The sequence below is a fragment of the Amycolatopsis lexingtonensis genome (genome assembly GCF_014873755.1).
In the GTDB taxonomy this organism is placed as follows: Bacteria; Actinomycetota; Actinomycetes; order Mycobacteriales; family Pseudonocardiaceae; genus Amycolatopsis; species Amycolatopsis lexingtonensis.
This window is the reverse complement of sequence record NZ_JADBEG010000001.1, coordinates 352,980-375,904: the sequence shown is the minus strand read 5'-3', so window position 1 is coordinate 375,904 and position 22,925 is coordinate 352,980. Positions and strand designations below refer to the sequence as shown.

The 22,925-nt window shown below is 71.4% G+C and carries 22 protein-coding genes; 17 read left to right on the top strand and 5 right to left on the bottom strand.

Annotated features, from left to right (window positions below; all coding sequences use genetic code 11):
* Positions 1–29: 29 nt before the first annotated feature.
* A complete protein-coding gene (locus tag H4696_RS01760) occupies positions 30–674 on the bottom strand; it encodes a TetR/AcrR family transcriptional regulator (RefSeq protein WP_086864015.1) in 645 nt (214 codons plus the stop codon).
* A gap of 60 nt (positions 675–734) precedes the next feature.
* Here H4696_RS01760 and H4696_RS01755 point away from each other — a divergent pair, with 60 nt between their 5' ends.
* From H4696_RS01755 to H4696_RS01745, 3 genes are all read left to right on the top strand, one after another.
* The gene (locus H4696_RS01755; RefSeq protein ID WP_086864014.1) at positions 735–1,223 is read left to right on the top strand and encodes a cupin domain-containing protein; all 489 of its coding nucleotides are present in this window, start codon (positions 735–737) and stop codon (positions 1,221–1,223) included.
* A gap of 72 nt (positions 1,224–1,295) precedes the next feature.
* The gene (locus H4696_RS01750; RefSeq protein WP_086864032.1) at positions 1,296–1,889 is read left to right on the top strand and encodes a TetR/AcrR family transcriptional regulator; all 594 of its coding nucleotides are present in this window, start codon (positions 1,296–1,298) and stop codon (positions 1,887–1,889) included.
* A 68-nt stretch (positions 1,890–1,957) separates the two neighbouring features.
* Positions 1,958–2,647 carry a type 1 glutamine amidotransferase domain-containing protein gene (locus H4696_RS01745; RefSeq protein WP_086864013.1) on the top strand — a complete coding sequence of 230 codons (690 nt, stop codon included), beginning with the start codon at positions 1,958–1,960 and terminating at the stop codon, positions 2,645–2,647.
* On the opposite strand, the gene H4696_RS01740 is transcribed toward H4696_RS01745, so the two are convergent.
* Complete coding sequence (locus tag H4696_RS01740) at positions 2,578–3,489, bottom strand: helix-turn-helix transcriptional regulator (RefSeq protein ID WP_086864012.1); 912 nt, start codon at positions 3,487–3,489, stop codon at positions 2,578–2,580. The two genes, H4696_RS01745 and H4696_RS01740, sit on opposite strands and share 70 nt — an antisense overlap.
* Positions 3,490–3,603: 114 nt before the next feature.
* On the opposite strand from H4696_RS01740, the gene H4696_RS01735 reads away from it, so the two are divergent.
* Positions 3,604–4,302: an SDR family NAD(P)-dependent oxidoreductase gene (locus H4696_RS01735; protein ID WP_086864011.1), complete on the top strand. Its 699-nt coding sequence runs from the start codon at positions 3,604–3,606 to the stop codon at positions 4,300–4,302.
* A gap of 7 nt (positions 4,303–4,309) precedes the next feature.
* Here H4696_RS01735 and H4696_RS01730 read toward each other — a convergent pair whose 3' ends face one another.
* Positions 4,310–8,146, bottom strand: coding sequence for an nSTAND1 domain-containing NTPase (locus H4696_RS01730; protein WP_143265347.1), 3,837 nt, complete (start codon positions 8,144–8,146; stop codon positions 4,310–4,312).
* Positions 8,147–8,285: 139 nt separating this feature from the next.
* Here H4696_RS01730 and H4696_RS01725 point away from each other — a divergent pair, with 139 nt between their 5' ends.
* Entirely contained in the window at positions 8,286–10,376 is a 2,091-nt protein-coding gene (locus tag H4696_RS01725) for an ATP-binding protein (protein WP_086864009.1), read from the top strand.
* Here H4696_RS01725 and H4696_RS01720 read toward each other — a convergent pair.
* The gene (locus H4696_RS01720; RefSeq protein ID WP_086864031.1) at positions 10,373–10,765 is read right to left on the bottom strand and encodes a hypothetical protein; all 393 of its coding nucleotides are present in this window, start codon (positions 10,763–10,765) and stop codon (positions 10,373–10,375) included. The two genes, H4696_RS01725 and H4696_RS01720, sit on opposite strands and share 4 nt — an antisense overlap.
* Positions 10,766–10,997: 232 nt before the next feature.
* On the opposite strand from H4696_RS01720, the gene fabG reads away from it, so the two are divergent.
* The 11 genes from fabG to H4696_RS01665 all read left to right on the top strand — a co-directional run bounded on the left by fabG (position 10,998) and on the right by H4696_RS01665 (position 21,599).
* The gene (gene fabG, locus H4696_RS01715; RefSeq protein WP_086864008.1) at positions 10,998–11,759 is read left to right on the top strand and encodes a 3-oxoacyl-ACP reductase FabG; all 762 of its coding nucleotides are present in this window, start codon (positions 10,998–11,000) and stop codon (positions 11,757–11,759) included.
* Between the two features lie 5 nt (positions 11,760–11,764).
* Complete coding sequence (locus H4696_RS01710; RefSeq protein ID WP_086864007.1) at positions 11,765–12,217, top strand: MaoC family dehydratase; 453 nt, start codon at positions 11,765–11,767, stop codon at positions 12,215–12,217.
* A gap of 105 nt (positions 12,218–12,322) precedes the next feature.
* Positions 12,323–13,348, top strand: a complete 1,026-nt coding sequence (locus H4696_RS01705) for a phosphotransferase family protein (RefSeq protein WP_086864006.1) — start codon at positions 12,323–12,325, stop codon at positions 13,346–13,348.
* Complete coding sequence (locus tag H4696_RS01700) at positions 13,349–14,572, top strand: acyl-CoA dehydrogenase family protein (RefSeq protein ID WP_086864005.1); 1,224 nt, start codon at positions 13,349–13,351, stop codon at positions 14,570–14,572.
* Positions 14,569–15,753 (top strand): acyl-CoA dehydrogenase family protein, encoded by a 1,185-nt coding sequence (locus H4696_RS01695; RefSeq protein WP_192782001.1) that lies wholly within the window; start codon positions 14,569–14,571, stop codon positions 15,751–15,753. Before H4696_RS01700 ends, H4696_RS01695 begins: the two co-directional genes overlap by 4 nt.
* Positions 15,750–16,844, top strand: a complete 1,095-nt coding sequence (locus tag H4696_RS01690) for an acyl-CoA dehydrogenase family protein (RefSeq protein ID WP_192782000.1) — start codon at positions 15,750–15,752, stop codon at positions 16,842–16,844. The genes H4696_RS01695 and H4696_RS01690 overlap by 4 nt, the downstream gene beginning before the upstream one ends.
* A gap of 94 nt (positions 16,845–16,938) precedes the next feature.
* A complete protein-coding gene (locus H4696_RS01685) occupies positions 16,939–18,051 on the top strand; it encodes a sensor histidine kinase (RefSeq protein ID WP_086863205.1) in 1,113 nt (370 codons plus the stop codon).
* Positions 18,044–19,150: a hypothetical protein gene (locus H4696_RS01680; RefSeq protein WP_086863204.1), complete on the top strand. Its 1,107-nt coding sequence runs from the start codon at positions 18,044–18,046 to the stop codon at positions 19,148–19,150. Before H4696_RS01685 ends, H4696_RS01680 begins: the two co-directional genes overlap by 8 nt.
* A complete protein-coding gene (locus tag H4696_RS01675; RefSeq protein ID WP_192781999.1) occupies positions 19,135–19,785 on the top strand; it encodes a response regulator transcription factor in 651 nt (216 codons plus the stop codon). The genes H4696_RS01680 and H4696_RS01675 overlap by 16 nt, the downstream gene beginning before the upstream one ends.
* A 170-nt stretch (positions 19,786–19,955) precedes the next feature.
* Positions 19,956–20,576, top strand: a complete 621-nt coding sequence (locus H4696_RS01670; protein ID WP_086863202.1) for a hypothetical protein — start codon at positions 19,956–19,958, stop codon at positions 20,574–20,576.
* Positions 20,577–20,711: 135 nt separating this feature from the next.
* The gene (locus H4696_RS01665; RefSeq protein ID WP_086863201.1) at positions 20,712–21,599 is read left to right on the top strand and encodes an alpha/beta fold hydrolase; all 888 of its coding nucleotides are present in this window, start codon (positions 20,712–20,714) and stop codon (positions 21,597–21,599) included.
* On the opposite strand, the gene H4696_RS01660 is transcribed toward H4696_RS01665, so the two are convergent.
* Entirely contained in the window at positions 21,562–22,041 is a 480-nt protein-coding gene (locus H4696_RS01660; protein ID WP_086863200.1) for an SRPBCC family protein, read from the bottom strand. The two genes, H4696_RS01665 and H4696_RS01660, sit on opposite strands and share 38 nt — an antisense overlap.
* 73 nt (positions 22,042–22,114) lie before the next feature.
* Between H4696_RS01660 and H4696_RS01655 the strand changes: the two genes are divergently transcribed.
* Positions 22,115–22,771, top strand: a complete 657-nt coding sequence (locus tag H4696_RS01655) for a TetR family transcriptional regulator (RefSeq protein ID WP_476693032.1) — start codon at positions 22,115–22,117, stop codon at positions 22,769–22,771.
* Positions 22,772–22,925: the final 154 nt, after the last annotated feature.

Sequence of the window (22,925 nt, the reverse complement as noted above, 5' to 3'; positions counted from 1 at the left end):
GAGCATAGTCCGCTTTTGCCGAAGGCCGGCTAAAGGATCGCGGCGGCCATCTGACCGGACAGCCAGGCGCGGAATTCCGGGGCCGTCCAGCCGCACCGGCTGACCAGCGAACCGTAGTGGGCGGGGTCGTTGAGCACCCACAGCGCGTCCACGGACCGGTCGCGCGAATCGTCCAGCGGGCCGAATTCCAATAGCCGGTCGATGACCATGGCCGCGCCCGCGCGGCGGTTGGCGACCAGCGTCGCCCACAGGTCCGCGACGTCCGAAGCCGGGTCGGCGGCGCGGCGGACCACCTCGAACAGCGGCCAGGCGCGCTCGCCGATGAGCGTGCACACCTCGGCGTAGGCGTCGAGGACCGCGCGCTGGGTTTTCGCCTGCCACACCGGCTGGAACCACGGCCGGTCGGCGACCGCCACCGGTTCGTCGTCGCCCGCGAGCGCCTGGTCCACCAGCCACTTCAGCAGGGCGGCCTTCGAGCCGAACGCGGCGAACACGGTGGGCCGGGCGACCCCCGCGGCCGACGCGATGTCCGCCAGCGAGGTGGCGTCGTAGCCGCGGGCGACGAACAGCTCCGCCGCCGCGGCCGTGATCGCCCGCCGGGTGCGGCGGGCGCTCTCCTCGCGGACCGCCGAGCTGTACCGCCGGGTGGTCTTGCCCCCCTTGACATCTCCCATCAATTGAGGAGACTACAACACTAGTCACTAGACAGTGTCTATCGAAATGGGGCGAGTGCCATGACCGGAACCGAGACCCGGCCTTACGTCCGCAGACCCGACGAGGGAGAGGCGTTCTGGTTCCTGGGCAACCTGATGACGGTCAAGGTCACCGGCGCCGAGACGCGCGGCAACCTCACGGTGGTCGAGTTCCTCAATCCCCCGGGCTTCGCGCCGCCGCTGCACCGCCACCTGCACGAGGACGAGATGTTCCACATCATCTCCGGCACCGGCCGCTTCCACTGCGACGACGAGGTGTTCCACGCCGGCCCCGGCGACTTCGTGCTGTTCCCGGTCGGCTCCGCGCACACCTTCCTGGTCGGCCCCGACGAACCGCTGCACACCCTGCAGATCACCACGCCGGGCGGCTTCGAGAAGTTCGCCGCGGCCGCCGGCGAGCCCGCACGCGAGCGGCGGCTGCCCGATCCCGGGCCGATCGACCCCGCCGCGCTCGGCCACGCGGCCGCGTTGAACGGCATCGAGATCCTCGGCCCACCGCCGACCCGCTGACCGAGCCGCCCGGGTTTTCTCCGAGGCGACGCCGCTAGACGACCGGTCTAATCCGGTGCTATCGTGGCCACCATGCCCACCGCACCAGGAGCCACGGACACCCGCCGGGCCATTCTCGATTCCGCCCAGCGGATCATGGCCCACAAGGGGTACGCCGCGGTCGGCATCAACGAGGTGCTCGCCGAAGCGGGCGTGCCGAAGGGCTCCTTCTACCACTACTTCGCCTCGAAGGACGCCTTCGGCGAGGCCATGATGAAGAGCTACTTCCAGGAGTACCTCGCCGACATGGACCGCATCTTGGGGCGGAGTGACCGGTCGGCCGCCGCGCGGCTGATGGACTACTGGCAGCAGTGGTACGAGACGCAGAGCCTCGACGAATGCCATGGCCGGTGTCTCGCGGTGAAGCTGGGCGCCGAGGTGGCCGACCTGTCCGAAGCCATGCGCCTCGCGCTCAAGGAAGGCACGACCGCGATCGTCGATCGGCTCGAGCGAACGATCGAGCAGGGCCGGCAGGACGGTTCGCTCACCGTCGACGGGGAACCCCACGCGACCGCGGAGGTTCTCTACAACATGTGGCTGGGCGCCAGTGTCCTGGCCAAGATCCACCGCAGCCGGGCCTCGCTGGACACGACGATGGCGGCGACCCGCCGGCTCCTGGGTCAATAAAACGCACGACGTCTCCGGCAGAGGCTTTTGCCCAGGTGGAGACGACTGGTCTACTAGATGGAGGAAAAATGAAGGTACTCGTGGTTCTCACGTCGCACGACGAACTCGGTGGCACCGGGCGCAAGACCGGCTTCTGGCTCGAAGAACTGGCCGCGCCCTACTACCGCTTCAAGGACGCGGGCTGGGAGATCGTGCTCGCCTCGCCGGCGGGCGGTCAGCCGCCGCTCGACCCGGTGAGCAACCAGCCGGACTCCCAGACCGACGACACGCGCCGCTTCGAGGCCGACCCCGACGCGACCGCGGCGCTGGCGAACACCGTGCGCCTGGATTCCGTCGCCGCCGACGGCTTCGACGCCGTCTTCTACCCCGGCGGGCACGGCCCGCTGTGGGACCTCGCCGAAGACAAGGACTCCGCCCGGTTGATCGAAAGCACCCTGCGTGCGGGCAAGCCGGTCACGCTGGTGTGCCACGCGCCCGGTGTGTTGCGCCACACCACGAACGGAGACGGCACGCCGTTGGTCCAGGGCAAGAACGTCACCGGCTTCTCCAACGCCGAGGAGGCCGCGGTGCAGCTCACCGACGTCGTCCCGTTCCTCGTCGAGGACGAGCTCACCAAGCTGGGCGGCCACTACGCCAAGTCCGACGACTGGCAGCCCTACGTCGTGCGGGACGGACTGCTGATCACCGGTCAGAACCCGGCCTCGTCGGCCCCCGCCGCCGACGCGCTCATCGCGCTGCTCGGCGAGCGCGCCGGCTGACCACCGGCCGCGGCCAGCTGCAGCTTGGTCTCGGCGGTGCTGCCGGGGACGGCGGTCATGATCACGATCTTCAGCTCGGTGTCGCCGTCCCCCAGCACGTCGCAGTTCACCTCGACCGGTCCCACCGAAGGGTGGTGGATCGTCTTCTCGTCCTCACGGTGGCCGCCGACGGCACCGGTGGCCCACAGCCGCGCGAACCGCCGGTTGCCCGCGGTCAGCTCCCGGATCAGCCCGGCGAGACGGGCGTCCCGCGGAAAACGTCCGGTGGCGCGGCGCAGGTCGGCGACGACGGCGAGGTCCGTGGTCTCGGCGTCGAGCTCGGTCACGGGCCACTGGGCCAGGCGAGCGGGACCCGAGCCCAGCGGGAACCGGTCGCGGGCGAAGTTGCGCAGGCGCGGCTCCGCGGCCGAAGGGTCGCCCAGCAGCGCGGCCCAGCTGCGGTTCCACCAGACCAGCTGCCAATCGGCCGCGAACACCGCGACCGCGACGTCGCCGAGCCGGGAAAGCACGCGGTGGACCCCGGGCGGGATGTGGTCGGAGATCGTGCCGTCGGCGGGCGGGGTGAGCCCGGCGAGCCGGTACAGGTGATCCCGTTCGGGGCCCGAAAGCTGCAACGCCCGCGCGAGGGAGGCGACCACCTGCACGGAAGGCGTGATGGCCCGGCCCTGCTCCAGGCGGACGACGTAGTCGACCGACAAGCCCGCGAGGTCGGCGAGCTCCTCCCGGCGCAGCCCCGCCGTGCGGCGGTTGCGGCCCACCGGCAACGCCGCGGCCGAGGGCGGCAGCCGATCCCGCCAGGTGCGGATCATCGCGCCCAGCCCGGCCCCGGACGTCGTGCTCATGCGCCCATCTTCCCCCGGCCACGGCCGCCGGGCACGGATCGAGGGTGGTACCGCTGGTCCTACCGTCGAGGCATCCCTGGCCGCCCGCGCCCCGGCGGGCCGAAGATCGAAGGCATGACGATCACCTTCATCACCGGAGCGAACAAGGGTCTCGGCCGCGAGACCGCCCGCCGTCTCGTCGAAGCCGGCCACACCGTGCTGGTCGGCGCCCGCGACCCGGAGGCTGGCGCGAAAGCCGCCGCCGCGGTCGGCGCGCGGTTCGTGCCCATCGACGTGACCGACGAGGCATCCGTCGCCGCCGCGGCCGCCGACGTCGCCGAGCACGAGGGCACGATCGACGTGCTGATCAACAACGCCGGCATCCACGGCCCAGCCGGCGACCCCTCCGCACTGACCGGCGCCGACGCCCTGGCTGTCTTCGACGTCAACCTCGCCGGCGTGGTCCGCACGACCACCGCGTTCCTCCCGCTGCTGCGCCGCTCGGCGGACCCGGTGATCATCAACGTCAGCAGCGGAATGGGCTCCCTCGCCCTCACCCACGACCCGTCGCGCCCCGAGTCCAAGGTCGTCGCACCGCTCTACACCGCTTCGAAGGCGGCGCTGACAATGCTGACCACGCAGTACGCGAAGGCGTTTCCCGACATCCGCGTCAACGCCGCGGACCCCGGCTACACGGCAACGGACCTCAACGGCCACAGCGGCCCGCAGACCGTCACCGAGGGCACGGACGCCATCGTCGCCCTGGCCACCGAGAAACCCGGCGCCAGTTCCGGGCGCTTCGTCTCCCGCACCGGCGAGATCGCCTGGTCCTGAAAGCGGGTCATGGATCGAGCTTGTGCGGACAGGGTTCCTCGTACGGGGTTTCGGCGGAAACGTACTGACGCCACCGTTGTGGGGTCAGTACGTTGCGGGTGGCAGCGCACAGCCGCGCGATGGCTTGCCCGACGTCGAGGGTCCAAACCCTCAGCGTTTCGTCCGCGCTGCCGCTGAGGAGGATGTTGCCGCGGCCGAACTCGACACTGGTGTTCTCGAGTGCCGGTCCGGTGAGGGCCTGGTCGGTGGTGGCGTGGGCGGGATCGGTGAGGTCCCACAGCTGGATGGTCTGGTCGCTGCTGGCGCTGGCCAGCGTGCGGCTGTCGAGGCTGAACGTGAGAGAGCGCACCGAATCGGTGTGGCCGACGAGGGGCGGACCCCACTCCGTCGCACGTCGGGGGTCGGCGACGTTCCACAGACGCACGGTCTGGTCGGCTCCGCTGGTCGCGAGGGTACGACCGTCGGGGCTGAAGGTGACGGCGAGGATCTCGTTGGTGTGCCCGATCAGCGGTGCACCGTCGAGTACGGGCTGAGCGGGGTTCGCGATGTCCCAGAGCTGAACTGTCTGGTCGGTACCCGCGCTGGCGAGGACGCGACCGTCGGGACTGAACGTCGCCGCGTGGCCCGCGAACGGGCGCCCGAGAGGGACGGGACGTCCCGGGGTGGCAACGTTCCAGAGGCGCACGGTGTCGTTGCCGCCGGTGGTGGCCAGCATCGTGCCGTCCGGACTGAAGTCGACCGAATCGACTTGCTTGACGGACACCGTGAGCGGGCGCCCGAGCCGGACGGGGTGCACCGGGTCGGTGAGATCCCACAACCGGACCTTTCCGTCGCCGCCGGCGGTCGCGAGCACCTGACCGTCGGGCCGGAAAGCCAGCGCGTTCACCGGCTTGGCCGACACGTCCCAGGGGTCACCGAGGTGCCCGGGACGCACCGGGTTGGCGAGATCCCACAGCCGGACCGTCCCGTCGCCGCCGGCGCTGGCCGCGAAGTGGCCGGTCGGGCTGACGACCACGGCGGTGACCGGCTCGGTGTGCCCGACCAAGGTGGTGTCGGGCAGGGTCCAGAGCCGGACGGTGTGGTCGTCTCCCGCTGTGGCCAAGGTGCGGTTGTCGGGGCTGAAAACCACCGATCCGACCGCTCCGGTGTGGCCGCTCAGCGGCCGGCCCAGTGCAACGGGGTGGGCGGGGTTGGTGATGTTCCAGAGCCGGACGGTGCCGTCGCCGGAAGCGCTGGCCAGCAGCCGGCCGTCCGGACTGGTCGTCACCGAGTACACGGCGCCGGTGTGGCCGGTCAAAGCGCCGCCGACGGGGGTGGGGTGGACGGGATCGGTGACATCCCACAACCGGACTGTGCGGTCGCGGCCGGCACTGACGAGCAGATGGCCGTCGGGACTGAAGGTGACGGCCTGCGCGAAATCGGTGTGCGCGGGGATCGGCTTGCCCAGCCGCACGGGACCGCTTGATCGGGTGAACTTCCAGAGCCGGAGGGTCCCGTCGCTGTTGGCGGTGGCCAGGGTGTGACCGTCCGGGCTGAAGGTCACCGAATAGGCGATTCCGACGGGGCCGGGCAGGACCGGATTGACCGGGATCAGGCGGGTGTCGCCGGTGATGTCCCAAAGCCGGACGGTGCCGTCGTCGTTGGCGGAGGCCAAGGTGTCGCCGCCGGGGCTGAACGCCACCGAATAGATGATCCCCGGGTGGTCCGAGCCGTTGTGCGGAACGGCGACCGGGTGCGCCGGATCCCCGACCTTCCACAGCCGGACGCTTCCGTCGCTGCCCGCGCTGGCCAGCGTGTGACCGTCCGGGCTGAACGCCACGGAGTTGACGGCCTTGGTGTGCCCGAGCAGCGGTGGCCCGATCGGCACGGGCCGGGTCAGGTCGCTGATGTCCCACAGCCGCACGGTCCCGTCGCTGCTGCCACTGGCCACCACCGGGCGGGTCGGGCTGAACGCCGTGGCGTGGACAGCACCGGTGTGGCCGGTGAGCGGCGTGGACAGCGCAAGGTTCTCCGTGGCGAGCAGGTTCGTGGCGAGAGCGTGGTTGCCGGGCTGCATGCGGTAGGCGGCGAGATCCAGTTGCGCGGCCAGTGACGCGTCGGCGCCGCGGATGCGGTCGGCTTGCGCCACGACGTGGCCGAAGGTCGCGGCCTCGCGCAGTGCTGCCGCTTGGTCTTTTTGCTGGTAGGCAAAGCCCACTGCGCCCGATGCGAACAGCGCGACGGCGGCCAGCAACGCGAGGAGGCCGCGGCGCTTCCTTTCCCTGCGCCGCTGGTACCGGCTCGATGCCTCGAGGAACTCGTGCGCGAGCGGACTGACGTCGTCGGTGTAGTCGCGTCGCCACTCGAGCAAGCCGTCGAGCCGGTTGCCGGCCAGGAGGACTTCCGCGTCACGGCCGTCGCTTTCCCACCGCGTGGCGGCTTCCTCCAGTTCCTGGCGCCGGAGATTGCCGGCCCGGTCGGCGTCGACCCAGCCGTGCAGCAGAGGCCACGCACGGAGGAGTGCTTCGTGCGTGATCTCGACGGTGTGCTCGGTCTGCGTCAGGAGACGGGCTCGGGTGAACGCGTCCACTACCGTGGCGACCGGCTGCGAATCACCGACGTGCGCGTGAATTTCGGTACGCGGCACACGCAGGCGGGTGTCCTCCATGCCGTCGCCGATCTTGATCAGGCGCAGGAACACCGTGCGGGCGATGCGCCGCTCGTCGACGCCCAAGGCGGTGAAGACGCGATCGGCGCTCGTCGCGACGGCGTGCTCGATCCCGCCGGTGGCGCGATAGCCCTCGACGGTCAGGGTCCGGCCGTGTCGTTCGCGCCAGGTCGCCCGAAGTGCGTGAGCCAACAGCGGCAGCCGGCCCGCTTCGTACCCCGCACCGGCGTCGGTGGCCGAAGTCGCACCGAGGTCGCGCAGCAGCAGGTCGACCAGTCCGGGCTCGATGCGCAGCTTGGCGCGCGCCAACGGGTTGACGATCGCGTCGCGCAGCCCGTCTCGCGACAGGGGTCCCACGAATATCTGGTCGTCCTGCAGAGCCCGGCACAACTGCGGGTAGTCGGCGCACCGGGCGTAGAAATCCGCCCGCAGGCCGCAGACCACCAGCGCGGCCGCGGGCTGTGCGCCGGGGCCGCGCTGGGCCAGGCGGGAGATCAGGTCGACGAACAGCTCCCGTTCGGTTTGATCCCGGCACATCGTGAACAGTTCTTCGAGCTGATCGACAATGAGTACCAGCCGGGCGCTTTCCGGGTCACCGGCGGCGGCTCGTCGCTGGACAACCTGGTGTATCCGGTGCCGGCAGTGGTCTGGTTCCCGGGCAATCCTCGAGGCCTCTTCGTGGGTGACGTCCAGGAAATCGGCGATTTCCGCGGCCAACGCCGTCATCGGCCGGGAAGAAGGTGTGAGAAACCAGCGGGGCCAGTTCCGGGAACCGGTTAGCGCGCCGGCTTCGAGCCGGGAAACCAAGCCGGCCTGCAACAGCGAGGACTTCCCCGCGCCCGAGGGAGCCACGACCATGAGCAGACCGCCGGCACCTTGCAACCGTCGATCCAGGCGGTCGACGAGCTCCGCCGTCAGGCAGTCCCGGCCGAAAAACCAGTCGTGCTGCTCGGCCCGGAACGGCGCCATCCCCGTCGGGTAGGGGCACACGTCCGCCGCGGTATCCGCGCATGCTCGTCTCGCACCGGTGAAGCCAGCACCGTAGTGTTCGTGCAGCTCGACAGACAGATCGTGACCGGCGAGGTAAACGTCCCCCTCGATATCACGCGCCTGGAACGCGGCACCGTGCACTTCGCCATCGATCCGGTTGCTCGTCCGCCGTTCATCCGATTGTTCGCGATCCTGCTCTGAAGTCAAGTTCGTTCACCAAGTGAATACTAGTGGCGGATCTTCGAGTCGACCGGAATTGGATCTTGGTGCGCTGTTTTCAATTGCGCCAGCGTACACAGCAGGCGATCGCGGCTTCCGACCCGGTCGTCCGCTACCGTTGCCGGCTGTGAGCCGAGACGAGCCGCGCTACATCGTCACAGGTACGACCGCCGGCCACGTCCTGCAAACCGCCGAAGTGCACGGTGACGTCCACCTGCATGCCGAGCCGCCCCGCTGCGTGCCCCGGCAGCTGCCCGGCACCGTGCGGCACTTCGTCGGCCGCCGCGGGCAACTGGCCGCCTTGACCGCGCACGTCGAACAGGCCGCGGCGAGCCCGGATCCGGTCGCGATCTCGACGATCGAGGGCATGGCCGGGATCGGCAAGTCGGCGCTGGCGATCCACTGGGCCTGGCAGCACACGAATCGATTTCCCGACGGCCAGCTCTACGTCAACCTGCGCGGCTTCTCCCCCGCCGCGGCCATGCAACCCGGCGAGGCGCTGTGGGGCTTCCTGCACGCACTCGGCGCACCGCACGACACGCCTTCACTCGACCTCGACGCCCAAGCCGCGTTGTACCGCAGCATGCTGGCCGGCCGCCGGATGCTGATCGTCCTGGACAACGCCCGCGACAGCGACCAGGTCCAGCACCTGCTGCCGGGCAACGGCGCCTGCTACGTCATCGTCACCAGCAGGCAGCGGCTGACCGGCCTCGTCGCCCAAGCCGGTGCACGCGCCATCCGGATGGACGGCCTGGACACCGGCGAATGCGCCGCGTTGCTGGGCGCGCTCGTCGGGGACGGCCGGGTGGCCGCCGAACCCGGCGCCACCGGAGAGCTCGTCGAGCAGTGCGCGCGGATGCCGCTCGCGCTGACGATCCTGGGCGCCCGCCTCGCCGACCGGCCCGACCTGGCGTTTCGCATGCTGGCCCAGCGGCTGCGCGACGCCCGGCTCGACACCATGGATTCCGGCGAGCCGGGCGTGAACATCAGTACCGTGTTCTCCTGGTCCTACGACGCGCTCAGCCCGGCCGCCGCGACGCTGTTCCGGCTGCTGAGCCTGCATCCCGGCCCCGACTTCAGCGCGGCCGCCGCGACCTCGATCGCGGCACGGGACGCCGACCGCCTGCTCGACGAATTGACCCGCGTCCACCTGCTGGAGACCCGCCCCGGCGACCGATACGGCTTTCACGACCTGACCCGCCTCTACGCGCGGCGCCGCGCGCACGAGGACCCGCCACCGGAGCAGGACGCGGCGATCCTCCGGATGCTCGACCACTACCTGCACACCGGCGCCGCCGCCGACGCGCACCTGGGTTCGCCCTGGGAGCCCGTCGCGCTCGAAGCCCCGCAGCCCGGCACCCGCCCCGAGGCGATCGCCGACGCCGACCAGGCCGCCGCGTGGTTCGCCGCCGACCACGCCGTCCTGGTCACCCTGATCGAAGACACGGCCTGGTCCAGCTCGCACACCTGGCGGCTGGCCCGCTGCCTCGTCACCCACCTCGACCGGCACGGCCACTGGCGCGACTTCGTCAGCACCCAGCGCGCCGCACTCGAAGCGGTGCGCCAAGTCGCCGGCCCCACCGAGCGGGCCTACGCCCACCGCCTGCTGGCCCGCGCGCTCATCCGCCGCGACGAGTTCGCCGAAGCCCGCGGCCACCTCGATCGCGCGCTCGAACTCTTCCAAGACGACATCGCCGGTCAGGCACACACGAACTACGCGCTCGGCTACCTCGACGTCTGCACCGGCGACACCGCCCGCGCCCTCGAGCACACCAGGCACGCCTTCGCGCTCGCCCGCGCGAGCGGCGCCGGGGTCTGGGAGGCCAAGGCACTGAACAACATCGGCTGGTGCCTGCTCGGAGCCGGGCACCACGCCCAGGCTCTGCCCTACAGCCGGCAAGCCCTCGCTCTGTTCCGCCGCCTCGACGCCGACCCCGACGGCCAGGCCCACACGCTGGGTTGCCTGGGCAGTGCCTACCTGGGCGCCGGCGACCCCCGTCGAGCGTTGGCCTGCTACCTGGAGGCCCTGCACATCCGGGAACAGCACCGGAACCACTACACGCAGGCGACCACCCTGCGCCACATCGCCACCGTCCACCACGTCACCGGCGACGGCGACGCCGAGCGCTCGGCACTGCGCCACGCGCTGGCCATCCTCGACCGGCTCGGCCATGCGGAAGCGGCCGCCGTCCGGGAGCAACTCGAGCGGCTGGACTAAAGCTTCGGAACCAGTGCGATCCCGTCCATGGCAAGGGAAAACACCCGCGCGAAAGCTTGGCGGACGTCCGAATCGCGATCGAGCCGCGCCAGAGATCCAAACCGCTCCGGATCCAGGTCGACCGTGACGACCCCGCCGCCCTTCCCGTCTTCCACCGCCGAAAACAGAACCTGGCAGCGGTAGGCGCGAACAGCGCCTTCTCCGTCATGCTCACGCATCAGCGACCTGAGCAGCAGGTCACCGTCCTTGACTTGGCTGCGCAGGGCACCCACCGAAGTCCACCTGGTGGCCCAGCCCCGCTCCTCCGCTTCCCTTTGGATCGTCAGCAGCAGATCAAAGGAGATCCGGCAAACACGAAAGTCCGGATCAGCCAGATCGATCAAGCCCACAATGATCACCCCCCGTTGAGGCTACCCAGCCGTCGAGGAGCACCGATGGCGCGGCGGTCACCCGGACGGCGACGGTTCACCGTGTCAGGTGCCCGGGTCCGCCCAAACCCGTGGCTATGATCTGCGCGTGCCCACACCCCACCGGGGTCCCCTCCCGCGTATCGTCAAAAAAGCAACCGCTTAGTAGGCTCGCGGGCACGAGCCCGCTTCTTCAACGACGAGGAGGTCCCCCGTGACCGATTCCCCTTCCCGTGTCGCCGTGGTCACCGGTGCCGGCCGCGGTATCGGTGCCGCCGTGGCCGCGCGGCTGGCCGAGGACGGTTTCGCCGTCGGACTGCTGGACCTGGACGAGGCCGGCGTCAAGCAGGGCGCAGAGGCGATCGTCGCGAAGGGTGGCAAGGCCGTCGGTGTCGCGCTGGACGTCAGTGACGCCGAGCAGGTCGAGGCGGCCGTCGGCCGGGTCGCCGACGAGCTCGGCCCGCCCGTCGTGCTGGTCAACAACGCCGGGATCACCCGCGACAACCTGATCTTCAAGATGACCGAGCAGGAGTGGGATTCCGTGCTCGGCGTGCACCTCAAGGGCTCCTTCCTGATGACCCGCGCGGTGCAGAAGTACATGACTCAGGAGAAGTACGGCCGGATCGTCAACCTGTCGAGCACGTCGGCGCTGGGCAACCGCGGCCAGGTCAACTACTCCGCCGCCAAGGCCGGCATGCAGGGCTTCACCAAGACCCTCGCCATCGAGCTGGGCAAGTTCAACGTCACCGCGAACGCGATCGCGCCGGGCTTCATCGCCACCGACATGACCGCGGCGACCGCCGAACGGCTCGGCATGAGCTTCGAGGACTTCAAGGCCGCGGCCGCGTCGCAGATCCCGGTGCAGCGCGTCGGTACGCCAGACGACATCGCCAACCTGGCGTCGTTCCTGGTCAGTGAGGGTGCCGGGTTCGTGTCCGGCCAGGTCATCTACGTCGCCGGCGGACCGAAGGACTGAGCATCGTGCGCGAATTCGACAACCTCGACGCCTTCGCCGCCGCGGTCGGCGAGCACCTCGGGTACAGCGAGTGGCTGACGGTCACCCAGGAGCGGGTGAACCAGTTCGCCGACGCCACCGACGACCACCAGTGGATCCACGTCGACGAGCCGATGGCGACCGCGGGCCCGTTCGGCGGGACCATCGCCCACGGCTTCCTGACGCTGTCGCTGCTCTCCGCGTTCGGCCCGAAGATCTACAAGGTCAACGGCATCAAGATGGGCATCAACTACGGCCTCAACAAGGTCCGCTTCCCGCAGCCGGTGAAGGTCGGCTCGAAGGTGCGCGCCGGGGCCGAGCTGGTGGAGGTCACCGACATCCCGGGCGGCAAGCAGGCGGTGTCGAAGTGGACGGTCGAGATCGACGGCGAAGCGAAGCCCGCTTGCGTCGCCGAATGGGTGACGCGGTTCCTCGCGTGACGTCCCGGGTGCGGAGCTTTCACGTGAAAGCTCCGCACCCTAACCTCTCTGTACGTCATACCGACTAGTCGGTATGCTCGCCCCCACGGAGCTTGAGGAGGCTGGATGAACCCGACCGACCCGCCGGGCCTTGACCTGGGCCGCCTGCGCGCCCACCTGGACGCGCACCGGCCCGGCCTGGTCGCCGGGGAGCTGACCGCGGACGTCGTGGAAGGCGGCCGGTCGAACCTCACCTACGTGGTCGGCGACGGCCGGTCGCGCTGGGTGGTGCGCCGCCCGCCGCTCGGGCACGTGCTGCCCACCGCGCACGACATGACCCGCGAGTTCCGGGTGATCTCCGGCCTGCGCGACACCGCCGTGCCGGTGCCCGAGGCGATCCTGCTGTGCGAGGACGCGGACGTCATCGGCGCGCAGTTCTACGTCATGAGCTTCGTCGAGGGCACCCCCTACCGGACCGCCGAAGAACTCGCGGAACTCGGGGAAGAGCGCACCCGGGCCATCGCCGACGCGCTGGTCGACACGCTCGTCGACCTGCACGCCGTCGACCCGGCCACGGTCGGGCTCGGCGACTTCGGCCGGCCGGAAGGCTTCCTCGAGCGGCAGCTGCGGCGGTGGAAGAAGCAGCTCGACGCCTCGCGCAGCCGCGACCTCGACGGCATCGAGGAGCTGCACGACCGGCTCGCCGCGGCGGTGCCGGTGTCCGGGAAGCCGTCGATCATCCACGGCGACTACCGCCTCGACAACGTCCTGGTCGACTCCGACGACGAGATCTCCGCGGTGCTCGACTGGGAGATGTCGACGCTCGGCGATCCGCTGACCGACCTCGCGCTGCTGGTGGCCTACGCCGAGCGCGACAAGGTGTCGCTGCAGTTCGTCTCCAACGCCAGCTCCGCGCCGGGCTACCCGACCACCGACGAGGTCGTGCGGCGCTACGCCGAACGTTCGGGGCGGGACGTCTCGCAGCTGAACTGGTACGTCAGCTTCGCGTTCTTCAAGCTGGCCGTGATCCTGGAAGGCATCCACTACCGCTACACGCAGGGCAAGACGGTCGGCGCGGGCTTCGAAGGCGTCGGGGCCGGTGTCCCGCTGCTCATCTCGCACGGCAACGAGATTCTCAAAGAGGAGAAGTAAATGGACTTCGCGTTCGACGAGAAGACCGAGGAGCTGCGCGGGAAGCTCCTCGAGTTCATGGACTCGCACATCTACCCCGCCGAGCCCGTGTTCGAGCGGCAGCTCGCCGAACGCGACGACCCGTGGGCCATCCCGCCGGTCATGGACGAGCTGAAGGCCGAGGCCCGCAAGCGCGGCCTGTGGAACTTCTTCCTCCCCGGCGACCACGGCGCGGGCTTGACGAACCTGCAGTACGCGCCGCTGGCGGAGATCACCGGCCGCAGCATCCGGCTGGCGCCGACCGCGCTCAACTGCGCCGCCCCGGACACCGGGAACATGGAAGTGCTGGCCATGTTCGGCAACGAACAGCAGCAGAAGCAGTGGCTGGAACCGTTGCTGGCCGGGGAGATCCGCTCCGCGTTCGCGATGACCGAGCCGGACGTCGCCTCCTCCGACGCCCGCAACATCGAGACCGCGATCCGGCGCGACGGCGACGAGTACGTCATCAACGGCCGCAAGTGGTACATCTCCGGGGCGATGAACCCCGCGTGCCAGATCTTCATCGTGATGGGCAAGACCGACCCGGACGCCGCGCCGCACAAGCAGCAGAGCATGATCCTGGTCCCCCGCGACACGCCGGGCCTGACGGTCAAGCGCGGCATGCACGTCTTCGGCTACGACGACAGCGACCACGGCGGCCACGCCGAAGTCCTGTTCGAAGACGTCCGTGTGCCGGTCGAGAACCTCATCGCCGGTGAGGGCGACGGCTTCGCGATCGCCCAGGCGCGCCTCGGGCCGGGCCGCATCCACCACTGCATGCGCGCCATCGGGATGGCCGAGCGCGCGCTGGAACTCATGTGCCGCCGCGCGATTTCGCGCGAGGCGTTCGGCAAGCCGATCGCGCAGCAGGGCGTCGTGCAGGACTGGATCGCCGAATCCCGCGTGAAGATCGAGCAGCAGCGGCTGCTGGTGCTCAAGACCGCGTGGCTGATGGACACCGTCGGCAACCAGGGCGCGCACACCGAGATCCAGGCGATCAAGATCTCCACGCCGATCACCGTCGAGTGGATCCTCGACAAGGCCGTTCAGGTGCACGGCGCCGGTGGCGTCAGCCAGGACTTCCCGCTGGCCGCGATGTGGGCCGGGAACCGCACGCTGCGGCTGGCCGACGGGCCGGACGAGGTCCACAAGCGCTCACTCGCCCGGCGTGAGCTGAAGAAGTACCTCTCGGAGGGCGCGAAGTGACTGTCACCGCCGAAGACCTGACCCGCCAGGCGACCGAGTTCCTGGCCGCGCACGACCCCAAGACGACGGACCGGATGGACTTCCTGCGCGCCCGGTTCGACGCCGGCCTCGCCTGGATCCACTTCCCCGCCGGCCTCGGCGGGCAGAACGCGCCGCGCGCGCTGCAGTCCGTTGTGGACGGTGTGTTCGCGGACGCGGGCGCCCCGGACAACAACCCGCGCCGGATCGGCATCGGCCTCGGCATGGCCGCACCGACCATCCTCGCCTTCGGCACGCCGGAGCAGCGCGAGCGCTACCTGCGTCCACTGTGGACCGGCGAGGAGGTGTGGTGCCAGCTGTTCTCCGAGCCGGGCGCCGGCTCCGACCTCGCCGCGCTGGGCACGCGGGCCGTCCGCGACGGCGACGACTGGATCGTCACCGGCCAGAAGGTGTGGACGTCGGGCGCGCACGAGTCGCAGTGGGCGATCCTGGTCACCCGCACCGACCCGGACGTCCCGAAGCACCAGGGCATGACGTACTTCCTGTGCGACATGACCGCGCCCGGCGTCGAAGTCCGGCCGCTGCGCCAGATCACCGGCGAGGCCGAGTTCAACGAGGTCTTCCTGACCGAGGTCCGGATCCCGGACAGCCAGCGCCTCGGCGCGGTCGGCGAAGGCTGGAAGGTCGCGCAGACGACGCTGATGAACGAGCGCGTCGCGATCGGCGGGCACGTCCAGCCGCGCGAAGGCGGGCTGATCGGGATCGTCGCGAAGACCTGGCGCGAGCGGCCCGAGCTGCGCACGCCCGAGCTGCGTGACCGGCTGGTGCAGCGCTGGGTCGAGGCGGAAACGCTGCGGCTGGCCGGCACCCGGCTGCGCCAGCAGCTGACGGCGGGCGCGCCCGGGCCGGAAGGCTCGGCCATGAAGGTCGCGTTCTCCGAGCTGAACCAGGCGCTCACCGGCCTGGAGGTCGAGCTGCTCGGCGAGGAGGGCCTGGCCTACGACGACTGGTCGTTCCGGCGCCCGGCGATCGTCGACTTCACCGGCCGCGAAGCCGGCTACCGCTACCTGCGCGCGAAGGGCAACTCCATCGAGGGCGGCACCTCGGAGGTCCTGCGCAACATCATCGCCGAGCGCGTGCTGGGGCTGCCCTCGGAGCCGCGTGTCGACAAGGACGTCGCCTGGAAGGACCTCCCCCGATGACTGACCTGCTGTATTCGGACGTCGAGGAAGACCTGCGGGCTTCGGTCCGGGACCTGTTGAAGGACAAGGCTTCCGCCGAGGCGCTGCTGGCCCGCGTCGAAACGGCCGAGGGTTACGACCTGAAGCTGTGGCACACGCTGGCCGACGAGGTCGGCGTGGCCGGGCTCGCGGTGCCCGAGGACCTGGGCGGGCACGGCGCGTCGGCCCGGGAGGTCGCCGTGGTGGCCGAGGAGCTGGGCCGCAGCGTGGCACCGGTGCCGTTCCTGGGCAGCGTCGTGCTGGCGACGACGGCGCTGGTGGCCGCCGGTGCCCGCGACTTCGTCGGGAAGCTCGCGGCGGGGCAGGCGATCGGCGCGCTGGCCGTGCCGCTGACGACGGCGCCGGGCGCGGGTTTCCCGTCGTCGGTGACCGCGTCACCCGAGGGCACGCTGAGCGGGCGGATCGGGACGGTCGCCGACGCGTCGGTGGCGGACCTGCTGGTCGTTCCGGCCGCGGGACCGGACGGCCCCGCGCTGTACGTGGTCTCCGCGGCGGACGCGACGGTGTCGGAGCTGGTCTCGTTCGACCTGACCCGGCGCGTGGCGGATGTGTCGCTTTCGGACGCACCGGCCACGCTGGTCGCGTCGGGCCCGGAAGCGGCCGCGGCTTTGGAGCAGGCCTTGCTGTTCGGGGCGGGCATCCTCGCGTCGGAGCAGACGGGCGTCGCGGAGTGGGCCCTGACCGAAACGGTGGCGTACCTGAAGGGCCGCTACCAGTTCGGCCGCCCGGTCGGCGGGTTCCAGTCGCTGAAGCACCGCCTGGCCAACCTGTACACGGACCTGGTCCTCGCCCGCGCGGCGGCCCGCAACGCGGCGGACGCCCTGGCCACGGCCACCGACGTGCCGATCTCGGTCGCGGTCGCGCAGGCCCGCAACGCGCCGATCGCGGTGCGCGCCGTCGAAGAGGCGATCCAGCTGCACGGCGGCATCGGGATGACGTGGGAGCACCCGGCGCACCTGTACCTCAAGCGCGCCAAGGCGGACGAGCTGGCGCTGGGCACGCCCGGCAAGCACCGCGCCCGCCTGGCGGACCTGGTGAACCTGCCCGCCTGACCCCCGATCGTGAAGGCCACCTTGCGTTCCGCGAGGTGGCCTTCACGGCGTGGTAGAAACGGGCTGACCGATTTCCGCCGTTCCCGGGAGCGCGATGACCACCAGCCCGGCCGGCTCGGTGGAATCCCAGCTCCGCGCTTCGGTCGCCCAGTTCGCCGGCCCGGCCCGCGCGGTCGCGACCGGCATCATCGGCGTCTTCGGCGTCGTCGCCACCCCCGGCGGCGCGCTCCCCCTCGCGTTCGCCCTGCTCGCCCTGACGTTCGGCGCGGGCATCGCTGACGTCTTCGCCGGGCGGCGCACGTCGTTCGCGCTGTCCGTGCTGCGCGCCGGGGCGGTGTGCGCGGCTCAGCCGTGGATCACCTCGGTGCCCGGCGAAGCGAGCCTGTGGGCGGTCAACGTCCTGACGATCACCGCGATCACGTGGCAGTGGGAACACCCGCCGCGGCTCACCGTGCCCGCGCTGGTGGCGCTGCTCGCCACCGGAGCCGTCGCCGGCCTCGGCCCGTGGCTGCCGGTGGTGGCGCGGGTGGTGGTGGAGACGGTGCTCGCGCGCCTCGCGTACGTGTTCCTGGGCCGCGCGGCCGCCCGGACCGACACCGCGCGCGCCGAACAGGCGGCGGTCGAGCAGGCGGCGGCCCTCAGCCGGGACCGCCGCCGCCGCGAGCGCGAGTACCTGGCGCTCCTGCACGACACGGCGTCGGCGACGTTCCTGGCGGTCGCCTCGGGCGCCACGACCGACCCGGCGGCGGTCGCCGGCTACGCGGCCCACGACCTCGCGATCCTCACCGGCGGGGAGGGCCCGGTCGACCTCGAAGCGGGGCTGCGCATGGTGTCGGCGGGGCGTGCCTTGCCGGTCGAGACGGTGTGGGAGCCGGTCCCGCAGATCCCGGCCGCGGCGGCCCTCGCGCTGGTGCGGGCGGCGGAGGAGGCGCTGCGCAACGCCGAGCGCCACTCGGGCGCTAAGTCAGTCATGGTGCGGTTGGCTCCGGTGCCCGGCGGGGTCGAGGTGACGGTGGCGGACGGCGGGGTCGGCTTCGAGCCGGGGGACGTGCCGTTGTCCCGCCGCGGGGTGCGGGGCTCGGTGGTGGAGCGGATGCGGGCGGCCGGAGGGACGGCGGAAGTGGCGTCCCGGCCTGGGGCGGGGACGACGGTGACGTTGCGGTGGTGCCGCGAGGCCGCTGTGGCTTTGGAGCAGTCGAATGCGTGAGTCGGCCGTAAGCGCCGCCACCGAACCCGCCGTTCGGCTTGCCGCGGCCATCCGGATCCTGCTGCTCGGCGTCACCGCCGTCATCCAGCCCGCGCTCGGTCTCGCTCCCCTCCTCCACCACCAGGCCGCCTACCGCCCACCCCTCGCCGCCGACCTCGCCTTCGCCGTCCTCGCCGCCGTCACCGCCACCTGCGCCTGGTGGGTGCTCCGCCGCAAGCCGCTCCCCCTCGTCGTCGCCGCCGTCGGGACCCTGGTCGTGCTCGCCGCTTCCTCCGTGGCGACCGCCGCTCTCCCGCCCGACTCCTTCTTCCGCGAACCCCACTGGTCCTTCGGGCTCGTCGGCTGGCACCTCCTGGTCCTGCTCGCCGACCGCGTGCCCGCACTCCTCACCGCGCTCGCCGTGCACGCCGCCGCCAGCGTCGGGCAATTCCTGGTCGCCGGGCCCGTCGCGCGGACCGAACTCGGGGATGCCGCCATCGTGGTGTTCGGCGTGACCGTCTTCCAGCTCGCCGTCGCCGGGCTGATCGAGCTGCTCGACCGGCGGGCGGGGGAAGCCGCCGCCGCGGGGGCCGAGCGGGAGCGGCTCGCCACCCGGGCCGCCGTCGCCGCGCAGGCCGGGGAGGCGCTGCGGACCGGGTTCGCCGAGCAGCTCGGGGCCACCCTGCCGCTGCTGGCCGGGCTCGCCGATGGGACCGTCGATCCCCGCACGGCCGAGGCGCGCGCTCGGTGCGGGCTGGCCGCCGCGCAGCTGCGGCGGCTCTTCGCGGAGAACGACGACGTGCCCGATCCGCTCGTGCACGAGGTCAGCGCCTGCCTCGACGTCGCCGAGCGGCGCGGGGTGGCGGTGGCGCTCGCCGTCAGCGGTGATCCGGTGGACGTCCCGGCTCCGGTGCGCCGCGAGCTGACCGGGCCCGTGCTCACCGCGCTGGCCGCCGCCCGCACGCGCGCCCGGGTGAGCGTCCTGCGCACGCCCGAACTCGTCCGCGTCGCGGTCGTCGCGGACGGCACCACCGAAATCGGCGGATCGGCGGCGGTCCCCGTCGCGTCCCACTCACGGGACGGACAGACCTGGATGGAGGCGCGGTGGCGACCCGAGTGACGGCCGTCGTGGTCGACGACCACCCGGCGGTGCGCGCCGGCGTGGCGTACTGGCTGGCCGCCGGCGACCCGCCGATCGACGTCGTCGCGGAAGGCGAGGACGTCAAGGCCGCCTGGCTGGGCGCGGGCGCGACCGCGGACGTGGTCATCTTCGACCTGCACCTGGGCGGCCCCGCGCCGGCGTTCGGGGACCTGCGGCGGCTCGCCGAGGCCGGGCGCCGGGTCGTCGTCTACTCGATGCGCGCGGACGACGACGTCGCCCTGCAGTGCCTCGAACTCGGCGCGCTCTGCTACCTGACGAAGGCCGAAGGCGCCGACCACCTGGTGGAGGCGACGCGGGCCGCGGCGCAGGACCGGCCCTACACGCCGCCGTCGCTGGCCGGGGCGCTCGCCGGGGACCGGTCGGAGACGCGTCCCGCGCTTTCGGCGCGTGAAGCCGAGGTGCTCGTCGAGTGGTTCCAGTCCGAGTCGAAGGAGTTCGTCGCGCTCCGGCTCGGGATCTCGGCCAGCACGGTCAACTCCCACCTGGAGCGGATCCGGGTCAAGTACGCGCGCATCGGCCGTGAGGCGCCGACCAAGGCCGCGCTCGTCGCGCGCGCCATCCAGGACGGCCTGATCGGCGTCGACGATCTGTGACCCGCGTGTGGTGCGAACAGCCCACACCGCCGGTGCGGCGCGCGGGTTAGCGTCCCGCTGACGGAGCCGCGAGGGCGCCCCGCCGGGTTGCCGCGACTGTCCTGGGGGCGGCCGCGGCGCTCCGGCTCCGCCCCGCCGGAACCCGTCCGGCGGGCTGTACGAGGAGATCCATGAAGCACGTCCGCACCACCGCCCTGCTCGCCGCGATCGGCGCCGCTTTCCTGCTTTCCGCCTGCGGTGGCGAGTCCGGCCAGGCCACGCCCGCCGCGCCGTCCGCGCCCCCGGCGGCCCCCGCGTCGGACTCCCCTGCGTCGTCGACGGCCGCGGCCGCCCCGGCGGGCGACGTCACCGAGCCGGGCACGGAACTCAAGCTCGGCGAACGCGCGGTGGTCCCGTTCAAGTACGGCACGACCAAGTCCGGCACCATCGCGATCACCGTGACGGCGATCGACAAGGGCGAGAACGCCGACCTGGCGAAGTACGGCGACAAGGCCAAGGGCATCACGCCGTACTACCTGCGCGCGACGGTCGAGAACGTCGACGGCGCCGACCTGTCCTACGCCTCGGTGAGCCTGCGCGCCCTCGGCGCCGACGGCCGCTCGACCGGCGTGATCATCACCGGCAGCACCGACGGCTGCAAGTCCGCCACCGCGGGCAAGGACTTCACGACGGCGGGCGCGAAGTTCGAGACCTGCACGCTGCAGGGCGCCCGCGAAGGCTCCGCGGTGGCCGCGGCGACGTTCGACAAGGGCGACGGCTACGACAAGTCCCCGGTGGTCTGGAAGAACTGAGTCACCACCCGGTCACGGAATTTTCGCTCAGTCGAGCGAAAATTCTGTGAGCCAGGCCACGCCGGAGGCAAAAGGGTGGCAAAAGTGCCCTTCTCCCCGTAGCTCTCGCGGCGGTCCCGATCTAACCTTGGCGCCATGGAATTCGCCGTCGCGCCGACGGATGCCGGTGCACCCGGCGCGCTGGAAGAATTGACGATCGCCGTCGGCGGGCGTCGGCACAGCGCGCTCGCGGCCGGGCCGGAGAGCGGTGAGTTCGTGCTGTTCCTGCACGGCTGGCCCGAGTTCGCCGACGCCTGGACCGAGCAGCTGCACGCCCTCGGCGAGGCCGGTTACCGCGCGGTGGCCGTCGACCAGCGCGGGTACGCGGCGGGCGCGCGGCCGGACGGCGTCGAGCACTACACGCTCGACCAGCTGGTCGGCGACGCGCTCGCGTTCGCCGGCAGCCAGGGCGCGGACCGGTTCCACCTGGTCGCCCGCGACTGGGGCGGCATGATCGCCTGGGCGCTCGCGACCGCGCACCCGGAGCGGCTGCGGTCGCTGACCGTGCTCTCCACCCCGCACCCGGCGGCGCTGCGGCGCGCGGCCGCGACGGACGACGGGCAGTTCCACGACCTCGGCTACATCCGGTTCTTCCGGCGTGGCGTCGGCAAAGCCGAGAAATACCTCTTACGCGACGAAGCCGCGCAATTACGCGCTGTTTACAGCGGGCGGATTCCGGTCGAAATCGTCGAACGTTCCGTCGCGCGCCTTTCCGAACCGGGCGCGCTGACCGCGACACTGAATTGGTACCGCGGCGCCACCGATGACGATTTCGACATCCCGGCGGGCCGGATCACGGTGCCGACGCTCTACCTCTGGGGCCGCGAGGACCCCTACCTCGGCCAGAGCGCCGCCGAGCTGACCGTGCACCACATCGACGCCGAGTACCGGTTCCAGATCCTCGAGGGCGCCAGCCAGTGGATGGCGATGGAGGCCCCCGACGAGGTCATCGCCCTGCTGCTGGACCACCTCGGCCGGTACTGACGCCGTTTTCGTCGAGTTCGGCGAGCAGGGCGGGCAGCCCGGTGGTGAGCATCCGGCGCCGGACCGCGCCGAGCACCCTGGCCATGGCGAAGCCGCCGACGCCGGTGAACCCGGTGTGGTGGTAGGTGAAGCGGGTCCCCGCGTCGGTGGGCTCCAGCAGGTAGCGGACCTCGCTGGGCGTCTCCCCTTCCGCGCCGACCCAGGTGTAGCGGAGCAGTTCCCGCTCGCGGACCTCCAGCACCTCGCAGTCGACGATCCCCCGCCAGCCGGGCATCGGCTTGGCGACGAACTGGAACCGGGTGCCGGCCACCGGCCGGAACCCGACGGCGCGAGCCCCCTTCCCGGTCGAGGTCCAGCGCGGGATCAGGTCGGGGTCGGTCAGCGCCCGCCAGACCTTCAGGGGCGAGTGCGGGTAGTCGCGGACGATGCGGATCTCGGACACGATGGCCTCCTGGTTCAGTGACTGTAAATTTACAGTAGCAGAACTTTTCAGGTGGCTGAAGTAAGCTGGCCGCGTGACGACTACCGAAGCCGGGCTGCGCGAACGCAAGAAGCAGGCGATGCGCCGACAGCTGTCCGACACCGCCACGCGGATGTTCGTCGAACGCGGCTTCGACGCCGTCCGGGTGGCCGACGTCGGCGCGGCGTGCGGGGTGTCCGAGAAGACCGTCTTCAACTACTTCCCGAGCAAGGAAGCCCTGCTCCTGGACCGGCTCGAGGCGACGGCCGACGCGGTGCGCGCGCACCTCGCGGACCCGGCGCTCCCCCCGGTCACCGCGATGCTGGCGGTGCTCGACCAGGAGCTGGACGGCCTCGTCGAGAACCTCGCGGCGGACGCCGACACCGACCGCGCGCTGGCGCGGTACCGGCAGTTCGGCGACCTGATCCGGAGCACCCCTTCGCTGCGCGCGTACCGCAGCGACGCCGCCGACAGGTTCGCCGACGTCGCGGCCGAGGTGCTCGCGACGCGGACCGGGCAGCGTCCTGACGACCCTGAACCGCAGCTCGCCGCGGCCACCCTGGTGGGCCTGTGGCGGGTTCAGTTCCGCGCCCTGCGAACCCACTTGCGCCCCGGGCGCTCGCTGTCGGAAGCGATCGACGCGGTGACGGAGGAGGTCCGCCGCGCGGCCCGGCTCGCCGAGACCGGCCTGGCGGGCTTCGGACAGCCCTGACCGCCCCTACGCACCTGCCCAGGACGGCCGACGCCGACAGTGGTGGCGTGAAGTCCGTGAATGCCACATTCACGGACACTTGGTCCCTCGATGTGGCATTCACGGACTTGGCGCGGGCTCAGGCGTCCAGGAGGTCGAACGCCGGCGAGACCCC

Excerpts from the sequence above, each read along its gene's own strand:
- H4696_RS01760 (WP_086864015.1), bottom strand. The coding sequence starts at position 674 with ATGGGAGATGTCAAGGGGGGCAAGACCACCCGGCGGTACAGCTCGGCG.
- H4696_RS01755 (WP_086864014.1), top strand. The coding sequence starts at position 735 with ATGACCGGAACCGAGACCCGGCCTTACGTCCGCAGACCCGACGAGGGA.
- H4696_RS01750 (WP_086864032.1), top strand. The coding sequence starts at position 1,296 with ATGCCCACCGCACCAGGAGCCACGGACACCCGCCGGGCCATTCTCGAT.
- H4696_RS01745 (WP_086864013.1), top strand. The coding sequence starts at position 1,958 with ATGAAGGTACTCGTGGTTCTCACGTCGCACGACGAACTCGGTGGCACC.
- H4696_RS01740 (WP_086864012.1), bottom strand. The coding sequence starts at position 3,489 with ATGAGCACGACGTCCGGGGCCGGGCTGGGCGCGATGATCCGCACCTGG.
- H4696_RS01735 (WP_086864011.1), top strand. The coding sequence starts at position 3,604 with ATGACGATCACCTTCATCACCGGAGCGAACAAGGGTCTCGGCCGCGAG.
- H4696_RS01705 (WP_086864006.1), top strand. The coding sequence starts at position 12,323 with ATGAACCCGACCGACCCGCCGGGCCTTGACCTGGGCCGCCTGCGCGCC.
- H4696_RS01700 (WP_086864005.1), top strand. The coding sequence starts at position 13,349 with ATGGACTTCGCGTTCGACGAGAAGACCGAGGAGCTGCGCGGGAAGCTC.
- H4696_RS01690 (WP_192782000.1), top strand. The coding sequence starts at position 15,750 with ATGACTGACCTGCTGTATTCGGACGTCGAGGAAGACCTGCGGGCTTCG.
- H4696_RS01685 (WP_086863205.1), top strand. The coding sequence starts at position 16,939 with ATGACCACCAGCCCGGCCGGCTCGGTGGAATCCCAGCTCCGCGCTTCG.
- H4696_RS01680 (WP_086863204.1), top strand. The coding sequence starts at position 18,044 with ATGCGTGAGTCGGCCGTAAGCGCCGCCACCGAACCCGCCGTTCGGCTT.
- H4696_RS01670 (WP_086863202.1), top strand. The coding sequence starts at position 19,956 with ATGAAGCACGTCCGCACCACCGCCCTGCTCGCCGCGATCGGCGCCGCT.
- H4696_RS01665 (WP_086863201.1), top strand. The coding sequence starts at position 20,712 with ATGGAATTCGCCGTCGCGCCGACGGATGCCGGTGCACCCGGCGCGCTG.